12 protein-coding genes are annotated in these 15,161 nt (G+C 47.7%); 9 read left to right on the plus strand and 3 right to left on the minus strand.

The window, feature by feature from the left end:
* Positions 1-132 precede the first annotated feature (132 nt).
* From IY568_RS05675 to IY568_RS05685, 3 genes are read left to right on the plus strand one after another with little or no spacing between them, the layout of a single operon-like run.
* Positions 133-510 (plus strand): BlaI/MecI/CopY family transcriptional regulator, encoded by a 378-nt coding sequence (locus IY568_RS05675; protein ID WP_125557739.1) that lies wholly within the window; start codon positions 133-135, stop codon positions 508-510.
* A 4-nt stretch (positions 511-514) separates the two neighbouring features.
* On the plus strand, positions 515-1,897 hold the full coding sequence (locus tag IY568_RS05680) for a M23/M56 family metallopeptidase (RefSeq protein WP_194866999.1): 1,383 nt from the start codon (positions 515-517) through the stop codon (positions 1,895-1,897).
* 3 nt (positions 1,898-1,900) lie between these two features.
* The gene (locus tag IY568_RS05685; RefSeq protein ID WP_228553148.1) at positions 1,901-3,235 is read left to right on the plus strand and encodes a M23 family metallopeptidase; all 1,335 of its coding nucleotides are present in this window, start codon (positions 1,901-1,903) and stop codon (positions 3,233-3,235) included.
* 66 nt (positions 3,236-3,301) lie between these two features.
* Here the strand turns inward: IY568_RS05685 and IY568_RS05690 are convergent, their stop codons facing one another.
* Positions 3,302-4,471, minus strand: a complete 1,170-nt coding sequence (locus IY568_RS05690; protein ID WP_164517468.1) for a right-handed parallel beta-helix repeat-containing protein — start codon at positions 4,469-4,471, stop codon at positions 3,302-3,304.
* A 283-nt stretch (positions 4,472-4,754) separates the two neighbouring features.
* Positions 4,755-5,717: an endonuclease/exonuclease/phosphatase family protein gene (locus tag IY568_RS05695; RefSeq protein ID WP_194867000.1), complete on the minus strand. Its 963-nt coding sequence runs from the start codon at positions 5,715-5,717 to the stop codon at positions 4,755-4,757.
* Positions 5,718-5,864: 147 nt separating this feature from the next.
* Between IY568_RS05695 and IY568_RS05700 the strand changes: the two genes are divergently transcribed.
* The 4 genes from IY568_RS05700 (at position 5,865) to IY568_RS05715 (ending at position 10,196) form a co-directional block, all read left to right on the plus strand.
* Positions 5,865-6,332: a CreA family protein gene (locus tag IY568_RS05700; RefSeq protein ID WP_125557730.1), complete on the plus strand. Its 468-nt coding sequence runs from the start codon at positions 5,865-5,867 to the stop codon at positions 6,330-6,332.
* Between the two features lie 165 nt (positions 6,333-6,497).
* Positions 6,498-8,519 carry a DUF3857 domain-containing protein gene (locus tag IY568_RS05705; protein ID WP_194867001.1) on the plus strand — a complete coding sequence of 674 codons (2,022 nt, stop codon included), beginning with the start codon at positions 6,498-6,500 and terminating at the stop codon, positions 8,517-8,519.
* Positions 8,516-9,595 carry a tetratricopeptide repeat protein gene (locus IY568_RS05710; RefSeq protein ID WP_194867002.1) on the plus strand — a complete coding sequence of 360 codons (1,080 nt, stop codon included), beginning with the start codon at positions 8,516-8,518 and terminating at the stop codon, positions 9,593-9,595. Before IY568_RS05705 ends, IY568_RS05710 begins: the two co-directional genes overlap by 4 nt.
* 16 nt (positions 9,596-9,611) lie before the next feature.
* Positions 9,612-10,196 (plus strand): GNAT family N-acetyltransferase, encoded by a 585-nt coding sequence (locus tag IY568_RS05715; protein ID WP_194867003.1) that lies wholly within the window; start codon positions 9,612-9,614, stop codon positions 10,194-10,196.
* Here the strand turns inward: IY568_RS05715 and IY568_RS05720 are convergent.
* On the minus strand, positions 10,193-11,896 hold the full coding sequence (locus tag IY568_RS05720) for a DUF4153 domain-containing protein (protein ID WP_194867004.1): 1,704 nt from the start codon (positions 11,894-11,896) through the stop codon (positions 10,193-10,195). The genes IY568_RS05715 and IY568_RS05720 overlap by 4 nt on opposite strands.
* Positions 11,897-12,318: 422 nt before the next feature.
* On the opposite strand from IY568_RS05720, the gene IY568_RS05725 reads away from it, so the two are divergent.
* Positions 12,319-12,933, plus strand: a complete 615-nt coding sequence (locus IY568_RS05725) for an OB-fold-containig protein (RefSeq protein ID WP_125557720.1) — start codon at positions 12,319-12,321, stop codon at positions 12,931-12,933.
* A gap of 69 nt (positions 12,934-13,002) precedes the next feature.
* Entirely contained in the window at positions 13,003-15,096 is a 2,094-nt protein-coding gene (locus tag IY568_RS05730; protein ID WP_125557718.1) for an SPFH domain-containing protein, read from the plus strand.
* Positions 15,097-15,161: the final 65 nt, after the last annotated feature.

Below are 15,161 nucleotides of genomic sequence, written 5' to 3' on the forward strand. Positions count from 1 at the left end.
GAGGTTAGCAAGAAAGGGCTAATTTTCAGTTGTTTGGAAACCATTCTATAGCTGTTTCTGTAAAGTGTGACTTGTGTCGCACTTTTTTAACTGTTAAAGTGCGACAAGTGTCACATCAAAAGAATAATAGAGATGAAACCCAACACCACCGAACTAGAGATCCTCAAGCTACTGTGGCAACAGGAGCCACGTACTGCAAAAGAGATTCACGACGCCATCGCTGATCGTTTCAACTGGTCATATTCTTCAACACGTAAAACACTTGAGCGCATGGGCGATAAGGGCTTGTTGAGCATTGGTGAGCAAGGCAATAAAAAGTCGTACACCGCGAAGGTTGAGAAAGTACCCACTTTGGCCGCTTACGCTCAGGAATTTGCTAAAAATGTACTGGAACTGGATGGCCCATTACCAGTTGCTATGTTTGCTGACAGTCGTTTGATTGAATCACAGGAGCTGGAAGAGCTCGAGCACTTGCTGGAATCATTATCTGAGCAGGATAAGCGGGGCTAATAAAATGAGTTTGGCAACGTTACTTTCTCTTCTTCTCTCGGTACTGGTGTGGTGCCTCGTATGTGGTGCCTTGGTGCAGGTGGGTCGCTTTCTGAGTCGTCACCACCCGCTCGCCCCCGGCCTATGGTGGGCATTGTTAGTGCTCAGTTTTGTGCCTTTTGCACCGCTCCCTGAGATGACGCTGGATGAAGTGATCCCGACGGTGTTGTATGACTTTAGTGAGCAGGCGGGAAAGCTGCAGTTAAGCACTGAGATAATGCTGACGACTGAGAACCAATGGAGCGGTTTGTGGATATTTATCGCGCTGATATTCGTGATGGTACTGCAAAGCATTCGTAAGGGGATGTGTTTACTCAACAAGCTTGCCAGCCTGCGCGCTTTAATGAGCAGTGCCGAGCCGCTCCAGGCAGACCTTAGTGCGTCTTTTTCATCGCTTACTCAGATCAAAGGCCGTCAAGTGCCCGTATACGTGCTACCTCTGAATTGTACGGCGTTTGCTATGGGGGTTAAAAAGCCGACTATCGTGATGCCGCAATACTTTGCGACTTTACCTGAATATAAACAGAGGACTCTGCTGCTGCATGAAGTAACGCATCTGGCTCACAGAGATCATATTGCCCTTATGGTATGGCAAGTACTCAATTGCCTGTTCTGGTTTAACCCAGCTATTGCGAGGATGGAAGCAGCGTTCATTAATGCCATGGAGGCACGCTGTGATGCGCAAACCATAGGACGTTACGGCATTGATCGGCAACAGTACGCAGCCACTTTACTGGATGCCCTGAAGCACAGCACACTAAACAAGACACCCAATGCAGTCGCCGGGTTTGCATCGCAGGCATTATCCCTGGCTGATTATAAAAGTCGCCTGGTGCAAATCATGAAGCCAGTGAAAACGCGGCATCGTTTTGTCACACTTAATATACTGGCGATCGCCATGTTTAGCGCTTTCGTCTCTTTCCAGGTGAGACCCTTATTAAGTCCTCAGACACCTAACTGGCAACTACCAATGAATGATTACAAGATCAGTTCTCACTTTGGTCACGTATGGGCCTTTCGTAATCACAAACCTCACGGTGGGCTTGACATGGTTGCAGCAAAAGGCACGCCTCTTGGCGCGATGGCAACGGGAAAAGTGCTGGTGGCCGATGAGATAACCCTGGCAAAAAATTATGGTAAAACGGTACTGATCCAGCACAGCAATGGTTACCAGAGTTTATATGCCCATCTGGATAGTATTGCTGTGTCACAAGGTGACTGGGTATCTGCTGGAGAGGTCATCGGCACTTTAGGTGACAGTGGCCGGGTGACCGGGGCTCATCTACATCTGGAGATCCTGGCTGACGGAAAACGCCTTGATCCGCTGAGTATTTTTCCAAAGGACTAAATTATGAAATACCATTTGATGATCGCCATACCTCTGGGCATGGTGTTAAGCACCCTTGTGTCTGATTTACCTGAACAGGCCTTTGAGCAATGTGATAATGTGGATACGTCAGTTGTCGCTGAACAGAAGCCTAATGTGAACCAGAACAATGGCAAATCGGTGTTGGCTCAGCAACCTGCCGCCGCTCAGTCACCCGCTGCGCCTGAGCATTCACCAAACACTGAGCACAAGATCCTGACGCTGTCAGCGGGCCAGTCTTTCACTGCTTTGCTGAAACCTTATGGTGTGAGCGAACGGCAGGTGTTTAGTTTACAGAAGTTAATGGCACCTGAGGTGAACCTGAGTCAGCTACCGGTTGGGCAAAAGATAAAAATTGATATCACAAAAGGCAAACTGAGCTCTATTACCCTGGCAACCGGATTCGCGCAGCGCCTGAATGTGTCGATGACGGGCCAGTGGCACAAGCGTCTCTATCAACTGGACACTCGTCAGGCCCAGTCTGTCCATGATGTCGCAATCACACAAAGCTTATATGAGTCACTGGTTGAGGATTCTGTGCCATTGGATGTGATCAATCAGACCATCACGGTGTTTTCACACTTTGTGGATTTTCAGCGCGAAATACATCAGGGCGATGCATTAACTATGATGTACGACAAAGCTATTTTATCGGTGAAGGATGGCCTGCAACAGCAGCTTGAAAAAGCGGGCCAGCTAAAGTTCGCCAGGTTGCAAAATCAGGGAGAGGATCTGGCTGTATACCACCATCACACTGAGGGCGGGCAAAGCGGCTTTTACTTTGCTGATGGTCGCCCGGCACAAAGCTTTTTACTTAAAACTCCGTTAAATGGCGCGCGATTATCGTCAACTTTTGGTAGTCGTAAACATCCTATTTTGGGATACACCCGTTTGCATGCCGGGCTTGATTTCGGCGCACCTGTTGGTACACCTATCTTTGCTGCCGGTAACGGGACTATTAAAAAAGCAGGGTGGGGAGGTGGCTTCGGCAATCGGGTTGTGATCCGCCATGCGAATGGCTATGACACGCTGTATGCACACCTTAATGGGTTTGCAAAGGGAGTGAAACCAGGCACCCGTGTCAGACAGGGGGAGGTAATTGGCTATTTGGGTAACACAGGATTGTCTCAGGCGCGTCATTTACACTATGAAGTGCACAGGCATGGCAAACCCATTAATCCATTATCCCTGAGGCAGGTAAAACAGCAACGTCTTGACGGCAGTCAGCTGGCTGATCTCCAGCAGAGTATCGCGCGTGTACATCAAAATCCACTGCTAAATCAGTACGTTTCGGCCATGCCGGTAGCTGATAAGTTGTAACTTTGGATGGGAGATATGAACAGTAGAGCCTGTTTATGCTCTACTGTTCAAAAATCAGCGAGCTGGCTACTCAACCACGTAATGACGGTTGTTTAGCTCTAGTCTGAGTACATTATTGTTCAGATAAGAGTAGGTCATCGGGCGATTAGCTGCATCAACCTGACCCTGGTTTTCGATGGTATTTTCTTTGATCAAGTTAGGGGTAGCCGTATTCGTTGCATAAAGCTTAATCCCGTAACTAAGTGGGTGCACAATGAGGTTTTCACTATATTCATGGGCATCGCCACCAGATACCGTGTTGTCTTGCTGCGCTGGATTACGGGCAAAAATACCGTTTTCCCCTGCGTATAGAATATGGTTATTATGAATCTTCAAACCGTCGCCATCTAGCATCATGCCATTGCCGCCACTACGATAGATTAGGTTGTCTGATACTGTCACATGATCACCGCCAACCTGAATACCAGTGTTCTGATATTTAGGATCGAAGGGACTTACGCCAGTGCGGTAGATTTTGTTGTTGCGGATCGTTGCATCCCCAGCCACTGAGTTAAGCTGGATGCCATCGGCACCAATGTTCTCCAGGGTGTTGTTGTAAATATCCACGTCAGTCAGCTTATGCGGATATACCGTTGTTGCGACACCATCACACTCCAGCTTGCGGCTCTTCCCTGTGTAGCCGATGTACATGCCTTCGCCTGTTTCTGTGTCGTGAATGTAGTTGTGGTGAACGCTGAGTCCACGCATTGTGAAGTTTTCCTGCCAGGTGGCCGGATCGCAGGTTGGATCTGTTTTAATCAGCAAGCCTGCAAACCGCGCGCGGTAGATCTCTAGATTATCAATCTCAATGTACTCGCTTAGCCCACCAATGCCTACTGTGCCGCCAAGACGCATACCATAGCCAGCTTCATCACGGCTGCCGGTAATGCGCAATTGAGAGGATTTCTCCACGGCAATGCTGTACTCGTAAGGTGTAGTTGTAACCGTGCCATTTTCGTTGCGGATCACGACCGGGTTACCTGCTTCACCGTGCACATTGCGAATACGCAGCGGACCACGTTCCCCGGCTGCCAGGCAGATGGTGTCACCAGCAACCACTGCCAGCGCGTCGCCATCGATCAAATGATGGCTTGAAGGGATCACAATGTCGCATTGAGAGGCCAGGGCCTGAGGAATAGCACATAACGCCATCGCGCCAGAGATTAGAGTTAACGTGAGGGTTTTCGTGTCTTTCATTGCTTCTTCCTTATTGAAGTCGTCGTTACACTTATTTTGTTCAACAAAGATACCACAGCAGGATGCGTTAATATCCTGCCTGTTTGGGGGGGCGCTGCTGCTTACATGGTTAAAGATGGGGTCATACAGCACCTGAGTCACAGGCAGGTGCTGACACATTTGTTGCCATCGACAGCATTCCACACTTCAATGCAGGCAAGGTTATCAAGCTGACGGGTATCATTCGTCAAAACGCATTGTGCTATTAAATGAAATACTTGTCTATTATTTAGGTAATATTTTGTTACTCGTTTTGAATGATGTTGTTAAGTATGGCCAGCTCGTTATTGGTATTGATCTGAACCCAGAGCGGGAAGTGATCGCTCAGCTCATAGGTCCATTTACTCTCAGGGATGCCGGTGTCATCGAATAACGCTGCCATCAGACCATTGGCGGCAAAGTCAATTACACCGCCCTGGTCGGCGTAACTAAACGCATGTCTGGCACGATGCAGAATTTGGTCATAGCGTTTATTACCGGCACTTGCTGCAGTGTCATTGATGTCTGCCAGCGCCACTGGCATCTGTAATCCGCTTGACTGGGTGAGCGCCTGGTAATAGCGATCACCAATTCGGGGAATGTTGAAATCTCCCACTACAATGAGATCTTCATCAAATACCGTGTCAGCGTTGTCTACCCAGCGGCTTTTTATCCAGTCGCCAAAACTGGCCAGCTCCTGTTCGCGACCCGGGCGGGTGCCCCAACGGGCATGCATGGCCAGCATCATGAAATCAAAACTGCCAGCTTTGAATGAGGCCATATAGGGGGCACGCCACCAGGATTGCTCGCTGACGTACTGGTCACCTACTTTTTGCCTGTCGGGCTGCGCTTCTGCGGCGAGGCCGGTAAACTGGACCATGCGCTTGTCATATACAAAGGCGGTGCGTTCCCAGTTGCCGCCAAAGTCACTCTGCCAGTCACTGATCACAAATTGCCAGTTCGGGCCCAGCATATGCATCACGCGTTTGAAATCGGTTAAATCATCTCTGAGCTCGGTAATGGCAATGAGATCAAACTGGTAAAGAATACGCGTGATCAGAGCAATGGCCAGCTCACTGCGGCTGCGTTTGCCAAAGTCGCGGATATTCCAGGTGGCAATATTCAGGGTTTCATCCAGCATTGAGGGGGGAATATGGCTATCTTCAATGCGCTCTACAAGTAATTTTAGTTTTTTGGCTGTGGCTTTTGAAAGGTGTGTCAGTTCCATGGGTTACCTTGAACGGTGATGAATAGATTCATAAAGCTAGACCAATTTGTAATAAATACCAGTGGCTTACTGTGTCAGCCATATTTTTAATAGCAGGTTTGTGCAACAATGGTAAACTGAATAAAATCACATATCTCAGGAAAGAGAATGAAAAAAAGACTACTACTGCTTCCAGCAATGATGTTACTTGGTGCCTGCTCAGACAGTGAAGTGGGCGATGTATCTCTTGGTCTGTTTACATTGAAGGACATCAAGTTGCATTCAATGACGGATCCGATTGTCACAGGCGTAACGTGTCATGTTGCCAGCATTGAGGCCGATCTTAGTTTGTCAGATCCCAGCGACAGCTCTATTGCCTGTCGTCAGACCGGAGAAATCACGCCTCAAATGATAGCCCAGATAGACAAAAGCAAGTCTGGCGAAGTGGTGTTCAAACAGTCAAAAAGTGTGTTTTTCAAAGCCATGAAGGTCAGGCGTATTTATGATTCCGAACATCAGACCTTGATGTACCTCTCTTATACCACTAAAGAAACCTCGGGTAGCTTTAAACATAGTTTGTCGACGGTGCCTTTATGGGGCACGCAGGCTTATTCTGAGAAAGCCATTAACCCCTAGAGTCACTACGCCATGACTGGGCAGGTGGTCGTGTTGGTGATTAACAAAGTGTTACCTGAGTACCTTGCTTGCCTATGTCGGTCTGTATAAACTGATGCGTTTTCGTGCCAAAAGAAGCCTGATAGCTCTACAAGCTGTTCAGGGAAGAGCAAAAAGTTGAGTATTATGAAGCAGCTATACATCATATTCGCCATCGTTCTGATGGTTTGGTTTAATCCTGTCCAGGCACTCGGTGAGCGTCCTGATGTGACTATTTCGTCTGCCCCAGGTTGGGTTACTAAGCAGCCATTAACGGCATTACCTGAAAGCCTGCGTAAGCCGCTTCATTATCGACTGGTTGACAGTCAGGTGAGTGACAATGCAGAGCAGACGTCCTTTTCTCATAACCGCTATGTGTTTACCGATGCTGCCGGCGTTCAGGAAGGCAGTACTGTCAGAGTGCGGTTCAATCCAGCGTATGAAAAACTGGTATTTCACAATGTCACTGTCTTTCGCGATGGCACAGCGATTTATCAGTTAACCCCGCAGGATATTAAAGTGATCAACGCGGAAGATGACCAGCAAAATAATATGTATCTGGGTTTGTTTGATGCCCTGATCTTGCTTCAGGATATCCGCGTCGGTGACGAACTTGACTACAGCTACAGTTTGTCCGGCAAAAACCCGGTATTGGGTGATCGTTTCAGCTACTTTGATAACCTTGGCTGGGGCGTTGCGGTCGATCTGTTGACCTTTAAGCTCACCTTACCAGATGATAAACAAGTAGCGCACAAAGTATTCGGTAACCCTAATGCCGAGGTGCAACACCAGAAAAGCGATGGTACGCAAACCTTTACGGTTCGTGTCGAAAACAGCGTAGCTCATACCGTTGAAAACGAACTACCTGGCTGGTTCAGCCCTTTTCCTTATATTCAGTTCACTGAGTTTAATTCCTGGCTGGAAGTGCAGGACTGGGCGGCGCAATTGTTTCAGGTAAACACTGAACATAGCCCTGAACTTAAGGCCTATATCGCTGAACTTAAAGCATTGCCAAAGCACCAGGCAATTGAGCAAGCGATCACCTTTGTACAGGATGAAATCCGTTATCTGGGCCTTGAGCTGGGTGTCAATTCGCATCAACCTAACATGCCTCACCAGGTATTTGAGAAACGCTTTGGTGACTGTAAAGATAAAACGCTGCTACTGAATACTTTGCTGCGTGAGCTAGATATAGATGCCCAACCTGCCTTGGTGTCGACGGATAAACGTGCCCATATTAGTGAGTATTTGCCAACGCACAGCGCCTTTAACCATGTCATTACTCACTTTACATTGGATGGTGAGACATTCTGGGTTGATCCGACGATTAACTATCAGGGCAGCAGATTGTCTAGTTTGTATCAACCTGATTATGGCAGCGCTTTGCTGGTGGATAGCCAGTCAGGCGCTCTGACCACAGTAACCGTAAAATCGGCACGCCATGGTATTGATATTAATGAGATGATTATCGCCCCTGATTATGTGTCGCCCGTACAATGGCGGATTGAGTCACAGTATTATGGCTGGCAGGCTGAACGATTGCGATATCAACTGGCCTCTTCAGAAAAAAAGGTGTTTCAGGATCATTCGCTAAACTATTATGCGCAATTTTATCCCGGCGTACAGGTTAAAGCACCGATTAGCTTTGCGGATAATCGCCAGGACAACGTGATCACTGTGGTGGAATCTTACTGGGTGCCTGATTTCTGGCAACCACTTGAAGATGGGGCTGCTGAATTCTACCTTGCCGCAGGGAATGTCAGCCAATACGTTAAATTACCTCAAACCGTACGCCGTAAGCAGCCACTGGCCAAAGTATATCCACTGTCTTTGTCTCAGCGTGTCACCTTGCTCATGCCGTCAGATATTGACTTCAGTGCGCTGGCCTATCAAAAATCCTTTGCCGATCCTTATGTGCGAATCGATAGTGCCATGGAGTATGACCGCCGCCGAGTGACTTTTCACGCTCAGTATGAGGCCCTTCAGGAGTCCGTGCCGGTTGAGGCGGTGCCTGCGCACCTAAGTAAGCTTAAACAGGCCAACAAGTATAGTGGTTTTGGCGGCACAGTCAGCGAAGTGACGACTAACCCTCACTACACCTTATTTAAGGATTTTGTTAAGCAACTTGAGAACAAAACTAAGATGAAATTTGTCGGAGAATCACTATGAAGCGCATATTAAGTCTGCTGGTTTTAATCTTGGTTGTGTCTGGGTGTGCGTCCACCAAAAAAACCGCTTTTATTGAATCGTCAGCATCGGTTTATGAAGCGAACAAAAAGGTGGAGTATGTGCTGAATAACCCCAACGAAAATGCATTTTTAGAACTCATCGACCGAGATGCAAGTGAAACTTATGTAAAAAATGAACTGGGAATAGACGACCCCAAGTTTGCGTTGAAAAGTGCCTTTGTCTCAGCCGGGGCGATGATGGGCTTGTCTTCATTTGACCACATTTTCTATACCCACAGTCGTGAGCAAGGTGACTACTGGCTTAGCCAGTATATCTTCTCGCATGACAACGGTACCTTTGCGCTGGTGGATATTACCCTCACAAAACAAGGCTATAAATTGGTTGATGTGAACAACCGAAGCTATCGCTCCAGCGTAGTGCGCTTTTTCGCGCAATATGATCAGCAGATTGAAGCGGCCGGACACGAAGAAGTGGTAACAGCGATCACGGATCTTATGGAGAAAAAAGAATCGCAGTTGGCGCTGGAAAAGTACCAACAATTGCCCTCAGAGCTAAAATCATTGCCCATTGTCCATGAAACCTTATTTCGCTCTATAGAAACCTGTGATGGTAAGCAGCATCAGGAATTATGCAAAACCTTGCTTCAGGAGGGGAATCAGGCTTATCAGGGCTTATTTGAAGCAAATCTGTATCGCACTATGGGGCAATATGAGCAGGCACTAACTAAATTTGAACAGCTGCCTGAGGATATACGTTTCAGCCCGCCAATTTTGATGGAAAAAGCTATGGTGCTGGCTCAACTTGGACAGAAACGCGAAGCGTTTGGTATCGCTTTAGATGCCTTGTATCGTAATGCTTCAGGCGCGTATGGTTATCTGATCATGTTACAGGTTGCGTTCATCACTGGTGAACACGATGCTGCAGTTGAGCTACTGACTTTTATGAAAGACATCTTTGAGATTCAGTTTTCTGAACAAGAGCTGGCAGATATCAGTAACAGTGAGAATTTCCTGAATTCAACGCAGTATGCGCAGTTTAAACACTCTTATCTATAACACCAGGATGTAAACTATGTGGATAAAAAATACCGTGCTGGAAGGGCAGTATATTCGGTTAGAATCGCTGTCTATTGAGCATGTTGAGGAGTTGCAGGAAGCTGTGCAGGATGGCGAAAGCTGGAAACTCTGGTATGCCAGCGTGCCCGCTCCGGAGCAAATGCAAGGGTATGTCGAAAAGGCACTGAGTAAGGTGGGTGAAGATCAGATAACCTTTGTTGTCAGGTCTATTGCCAGTGGCCATATTGTGGGAACCACACGCTACTACGACATTAAACCTGAGCACAAACGCGCTTCGATTGGGTATACCTGGTATAGCGCTGCAGTGCGTCGTACGCCGGTTAATACCGAGGCAAAATTACTGTTAATGGAAAATTTGTTTGAGCAGTGTGGGGCACTCTCTTTGGAGTTCAAAACGCACTTTTTCAATCATGCTTCAAGGCAGGCCATTGAGCGTCTTGGCGCTAAACTGGATGGGGTGCTCAGAAGCCATCAGATTCTGGCTGATGGCTCTATCCGTGACACGGCAGTGTATTCCATTTTGGCCAGCGAATGGCCTGCAGTGCGCAATCACCTTAAAGCAAAACTCACAGCCCGTTAAAACGGGCTGTGCAGCTCTAACCTGTGCTCACCAATCTTAATGTCTTTGAACCTGGGTTCAACAATCTCAAAGTTGTCAGTTTTAAGCGCTTCCAGCAGATCTTTTGATTGTGCTCCATAAACTTTTTGGTCCATGTAGCCAGATTGCCAGCCCTGCACGCCATCAATAACACCCAGATAAAACACCCTTAATTCCACCCGATGCTGAGTATTAGCAATAAACAGATATTCTGCCTCAGGTGTATTGTCCAGCTGAATGGGTCGTAACATAAGTTCAGTCGCGTCATTGAACAAATGCGTGTTGTGTCTGGCGAATACTTCCAGTGCAGTCACTAGCTCCTGGGGCAATGCCTGTTTCTGTGCATCTGGCATGTCAATCAGGTCTAATAAGGTTTGTGTCGTCAGGGGCTTAGTTTCCAGGGTCAACGCGGTGTGGATCCGACGCTTTAGTTGCTCGTCATCTATGTTATTTTGCAGTGATTCGAGTGCTGTTAGTCCTTTTCGGCCCAGCTCGTTTACCAGGTAACGAGGGTCAAAATCAGCTGGCTGAGTGATCCCTGCGATGAGGCGGTCTATCTGAGAATTGACACTCATGCCACGAAAGTCAAGCAAGGGCGTTTGGGTGGCAATCAGCAGTCCAAGCAAACTTAAAGTGACCGGTCGGTTTACTGTGCTCAATCTGGTATACCAGGTGGCTTTGTGGGTGATCAACTGCCACACATAGCCCACGCAAACTGTCATGCTGACTGAGGCAATGAGCACGGCCCACAAGCGGGCCAGGCTGAGGCCGTATTGCTCTATTCTGAGGCATAGTCCCCAGCCGCTGAGTGCAAGATAGCAGGGGAGCAGGAGCAGCCCGAGTGCAATGAAATGGCGATACCAGGGACGCTGAGTCAATGCTTCACCCGACAGGTTAAGGCACAAGACGATGGCACCAACTAACACAAAGATAAGGCTGCTGCCGCCATTTTGCCAAAGTGTATCCAGCTCGCTGAACAAAACCGCCACGAAAAACAGCATGGCCACAGCGATCAGTACGGGTAACAACAGGGTGGCAAAGTTACGGCATATGGCAAACAACTGATTCGCCAGATTACTTCGGCTGCGTGCCTGGATAACGCCAATAGCCTGGCTTAATGTGATGGCCGGGTAATAAAACCAGGGCTCAGAAAACAGATCGGTGAAAAAACTGATTTCGATGACTTCGAACAAACTGGCCCATAGCATCAACAGCATAAGCACAGATAAAGTAAATAGCTGTGCGGCTGCAAACACCAACAGAAAACGCCCCATGGCCTGGCTCAGCAGATCATAGCTGGGCAACCAGCGCTTCCGGCTGTTCTGGGTAAGCCATGGAATAAGCAATACTGAAGCCAGGAAGATTATCAGCGGATACGGCCACACTTGTGATGGTATGGGTGCGCGCTCGGGAAGTAACTGGTTGCCCACATAAAAGCCACACAGCGTGAATAGCAGCGCATATATTCCCAGTTGAATATAAAAAGGTCTGTTGAGTTGGGTGAAGCTCGAAAAAATGAGTGTAGAAGGCAGAAAGATCACCAACGAATAGGCGGCAAACAGCCAGTGTGGTGATTGGCCCGGCCAAAATGCGAAGTCAACAGATTGATGCAGGATGATCAGGAAAAAGCTCTGCAGCAGAGCGACCAGCAGCAGTTTACGGCTTGTCAGTAATGGCTCCATATATGTCTCACTATATCAATTCCTTGTTCCTGTCATTTAAACTTAACAGTGCTGAAAAGCAAGTAAATAATGATGAGAGTGGTGCTAAAATCTAGTAAAGTGCAACAAAGGATTTGACATAATATGTCGTAATGTGGCAGATTGATTGTGTGGTAAAGAGAGCTTCAGAGCTTTTTTATAGCGTGGTTTATCACCGCATCATGTTAACTTAAAGGGGGTGAAGAAATCTTCCCATCGCACATTATACCCAACTCGTAATAACTCGGGCTGGGGTAAATCCAATCACACTTGTCAGGTTTGCTGTGGGTTGTATTTACGTTTATTTACCATGCAGGCGCTCAACTTGGTGTTTTGTTCATGAATACCACGCTATGCTTCTTTTGTTATTAAAAATGCAATAATCAACCGTGTAAGGAGGAAATATGGACTTTTTAAACACGGCTTTCACTTTTCCTACGGTGATCTACTCTACATTATTACTGATTGTATTGCTGTTCTGGCTGATCTCATTGGCTGGATTTGCTGACCCCGATATGCTTGATGGTGATGCGGATATCGAAGCTGAAGGAGGCGCGGAAGGTGGTTCCTTATGGCAAATGGGCTTTGGCGGCGTGCCTTTGACTGTTTCCATCAGCTTAATCGTTGCACTGAGCTGGGTAGTCAGTTACTACGCACAGAAATTATTTGCCTACTTGCTCGGCGATGGCGTCATGTTTTACTTGATTGGCAGCGCATTTATGCTGGGGAGTCTGGTTGTGGCATTGCCTCTGGCAGCAGCGTTAGTCAGGCCGTTACGTGGGGTATTCGACAGCCAGCAGACCAGCAGTAAAGATGCGCTGGTCGGACTGGAATGTGTGATTGCCACCGGAAAAGTCACCACTACATTTGGCCAGGCACGCGTTTCCCATGAGGGCACCGAGCAATTGATCGAAGTCAGATGTGATGAAGAAAATACGTTTACTCAGGGTGATAAAGCACTGCTGATTGAACACAACGCAACAACTCATAGTTACACAATCGTCACCAACCCCTGGTGATGGCTCAACTTTAAAAACGGCGCCGGATAAGCGCCCGGGAATAACTTATAAAACTTATCAGGAAGAGATATGGAATTTTTAAATAACCTTGGACCTGTTTTGACTATCGTCGGTACAGCGGTTGTCGTCATTTTTGCCGTCATTTTATTGATTGGCAAATTCTATCGAAAAGTGGAGCAAGGCCACGCGCTGATCATCAATAAAATGAAAAATGAACCCGATGTGACCACCACAGGCGGCATTGTTTACCCGGTGATCCATAAGATGGAAGTCATGGACATTTCTACCAAGCGCATGGTGCTAGAACGCCGCGACAGCAGTGGCTTGATCTGTAAAGATAACATCCGTGCCGACATTGCCATTACCTTTTATATCCGCGTTAATGAAAATAAAGAAGACATACTGCGGGTAGCGAAGCAAGTCGGGTGTGCGCGTGCGTCTGAGCCAGAAACGCTGCAAGAGCTGTTTGAAGCCAAGTTCTCTGAAGCACTGAAAACCGTGGGTAAACAGATGCACTTCGAGGAGTTGTTCACGCACCGCAATGAGTTCCGCGACAAGATCAAAGAAGTGATTGGTCAGGACCTGTCGGGCTACACCTTAGAAGATGTCGCCATCGACTATCTGGAACAAACATCAATCCATAAGCTGGATGCGAGCAATATTCTCGATGCGGAAGGTATTCGCCGTATCACTGAAAAAACCGCAGCACAAAACGTTGAAACCAACCAATTAAAGTGTGACGAACAGGCTCAAATCGAGATCCAGAATCAGGCGGCGCTGGAAAAAACGCTGGAAATTGAGCGTCAGAAAGAAGACGCCATGGCGAAGCAAAAGCGTGAGATTGAAACCGTTCAGGCACGCGAAGAAGCCGAAGCTGAGCGCGTTAAGCAAGAAGAGCGTCTGAAGTCTGAAGAAGCGCGCCTCAAAGCCGATGAAGCAATTCAGATTGCAGAGCAAAACAGACAGCGTGAAGTGGATATCGCTGAGCAAAACCGTCTGCGCGTGCTGGCTATTGAAGAAGAAAAAGTGGCTCGTTCACGTGAAATCGAAGTGATTGAGCGTGAAAAAGAAACCGAAATCCTGCGTATCAATAAAGAAAAAGCGCTGGAAGTAGAACGTAAAGAGATAGCCGATGTGCAACGCGACCGTGTGGCTGTTGAGAAAACTGTGGCGGAAGAGCAGGAGCGCATCAAAGATGTGCAAACGCTGGCTGCTGCTGAACGTGACAAACAGGCCATAGTGATCCGCGCTCAGGCTGAAGCTGAAGAGGCCTTAGTCAAAGACATTGAAGCGGCTAAAGCACAAGAGCAGGCCGCTGACTTTAAAGCCCGTGAAATGGAAAAAATGGCTGAAGCTGAGCTGCGCATTGCCAATCAACAGGCTGAATCGAAGAAGATCCTGGCAGAAGCAACGCAGGTTGAGGCAGCTGCATCAGGTTTGGCAGAAGCTGACGTGATTAAGGCCAAAGCACAAGCTAATGCATTGCAGGGTGAAACAGACGCTAAAGTACTACAGCAGAAGATGGAGGCAGAAGCGCATGGTAAACGCGATATTGGCCTGGCAGATGCCGAAGTACAGACTGCCATGGCAGATGCCATGGAGAAACAGGGTGAAGCAGAAGCGATTAACCTTGAGCGCAGAATGTCAGCCGAAGCCAAAGGTCTGGAAGAGAAACTGCAGGCGCTTAACGCCATGGATAAAGACGCCCGCGACTATGAAGGCTTCACACTGCAACTGAACCAGCAAAAAGAACTGACACTGGCACAGCTGGAAGCAAACAAAGACATTGCTGCTCATCAGGCACAAGTGCTGGCTAAAGCACTGAGCGATGCAGACATCAACTTCATGGGTGGTGACGGTCAGTTCTTTAACCAGTTTATGAACGCCATCACACTGGGCAAATCCATCGATGGCCTGGTCAATGAAAGTCAGACTATGCAGACTGTGTTTAAAGATCACCTCAACGGTGAGCGTAACCTGATGGACGACCTGAAGGGCGTACTGGCGGGTGCAAATGCTTCATCAGAGACACTTAAGAACATCAATATGAGCAAGTTTTTCCAGCAGCTGAGCAACACGTCGGATGCTGAGAAACAACAATTGCTTAGCCTGTTGGGCAATTCACTGAACGGTAATTCAGCTAAAAACACAACAGAGGAATAAATCCCTGAAAAGGGGCATAGCCCCAATGTTTTTTGAGGTGCGTGGTGACAATTCGGTTTCACGCA

Source organism: Pseudoalteromonas sp. PPB1 (assembly GCF_015356275.1).
Lineage (GTDB): Bacteria > Pseudomonadota > Gammaproteobacteria > Enterobacterales > Alteromonadaceae > Pseudoalteromonas > Pseudoalteromonas rubra_D.

Excerpts from the sequence above, each read along its gene's own strand:
- IY568_RS05675 (WP_125557739.1), top strand. The coding sequence starts at position 133 with ATGAAACCCAACACCACCGAACTAGAGATCCTCAAGCTACTGTGGCAA.
- IY568_RS05680 (WP_194866999.1), top strand. The coding sequence starts at position 515 with ATGAGTTTGGCAACGTTACTTTCTCTTCTTCTCTCGGTACTGGTGTGG.
- IY568_RS05685 (WP_228553148.1), top strand. The coding sequence starts at position 1,901 with ATGAAATACCATTTGATGATCGCCATACCTCTGGGCATGGTGTTAAGC.
- IY568_RS05690 (WP_164517468.1), bottom strand. The coding sequence starts at position 4,471 with ATGAAAGACACGAAAACCCTCACGTTAACTCTAATCTCTGGCGCGATG.
- IY568_RS05695 (WP_194867000.1), bottom strand. The coding sequence starts at position 5,717 with ATGGAACTGACACACCTTTCAAAAGCCACAGCCAAAAAACTAAAATTA.
- IY568_RS05700 (WP_125557730.1), top strand. The coding sequence starts at position 5,865 with ATGAAAAAAAGACTACTACTGCTTCCAGCAATGATGTTACTTGGTGCC.
- IY568_RS05705 (WP_194867001.1), top strand. The coding sequence starts at position 6,498 with ATGAAGCAGCTATACATCATATTCGCCATCGTTCTGATGGTTTGGTTT.
- IY568_RS05710 (WP_194867002.1), top strand. The coding sequence starts at position 8,516 with ATGAAGCGCATATTAAGTCTGCTGGTTTTAATCTTGGTTGTGTCTGGG.
- IY568_RS05715 (WP_194867003.1), top strand. The coding sequence starts at position 9,612 with ATGTGGATAAAAAATACCGTGCTGGAAGGGCAGTATATTCGGTTAGAA.
- IY568_RS05720 (WP_194867004.1), bottom strand. The coding sequence starts at position 11,896 with ATGGAGCCATTACTGACAAGCCGTAAACTGCTGCTGGTCGCTCTGCTG.
- IY568_RS05725 (WP_125557720.1), top strand. The coding sequence starts at position 12,319 with ATGGACTTTTTAAACACGGCTTTCACTTTTCCTACGGTGATCTACTCT.
- IY568_RS05730 (WP_125557718.1), top strand. The coding sequence starts at position 13,003 with ATGGAATTTTTAAATAACCTTGGACCTGTTTTGACTATCGTCGGTACA.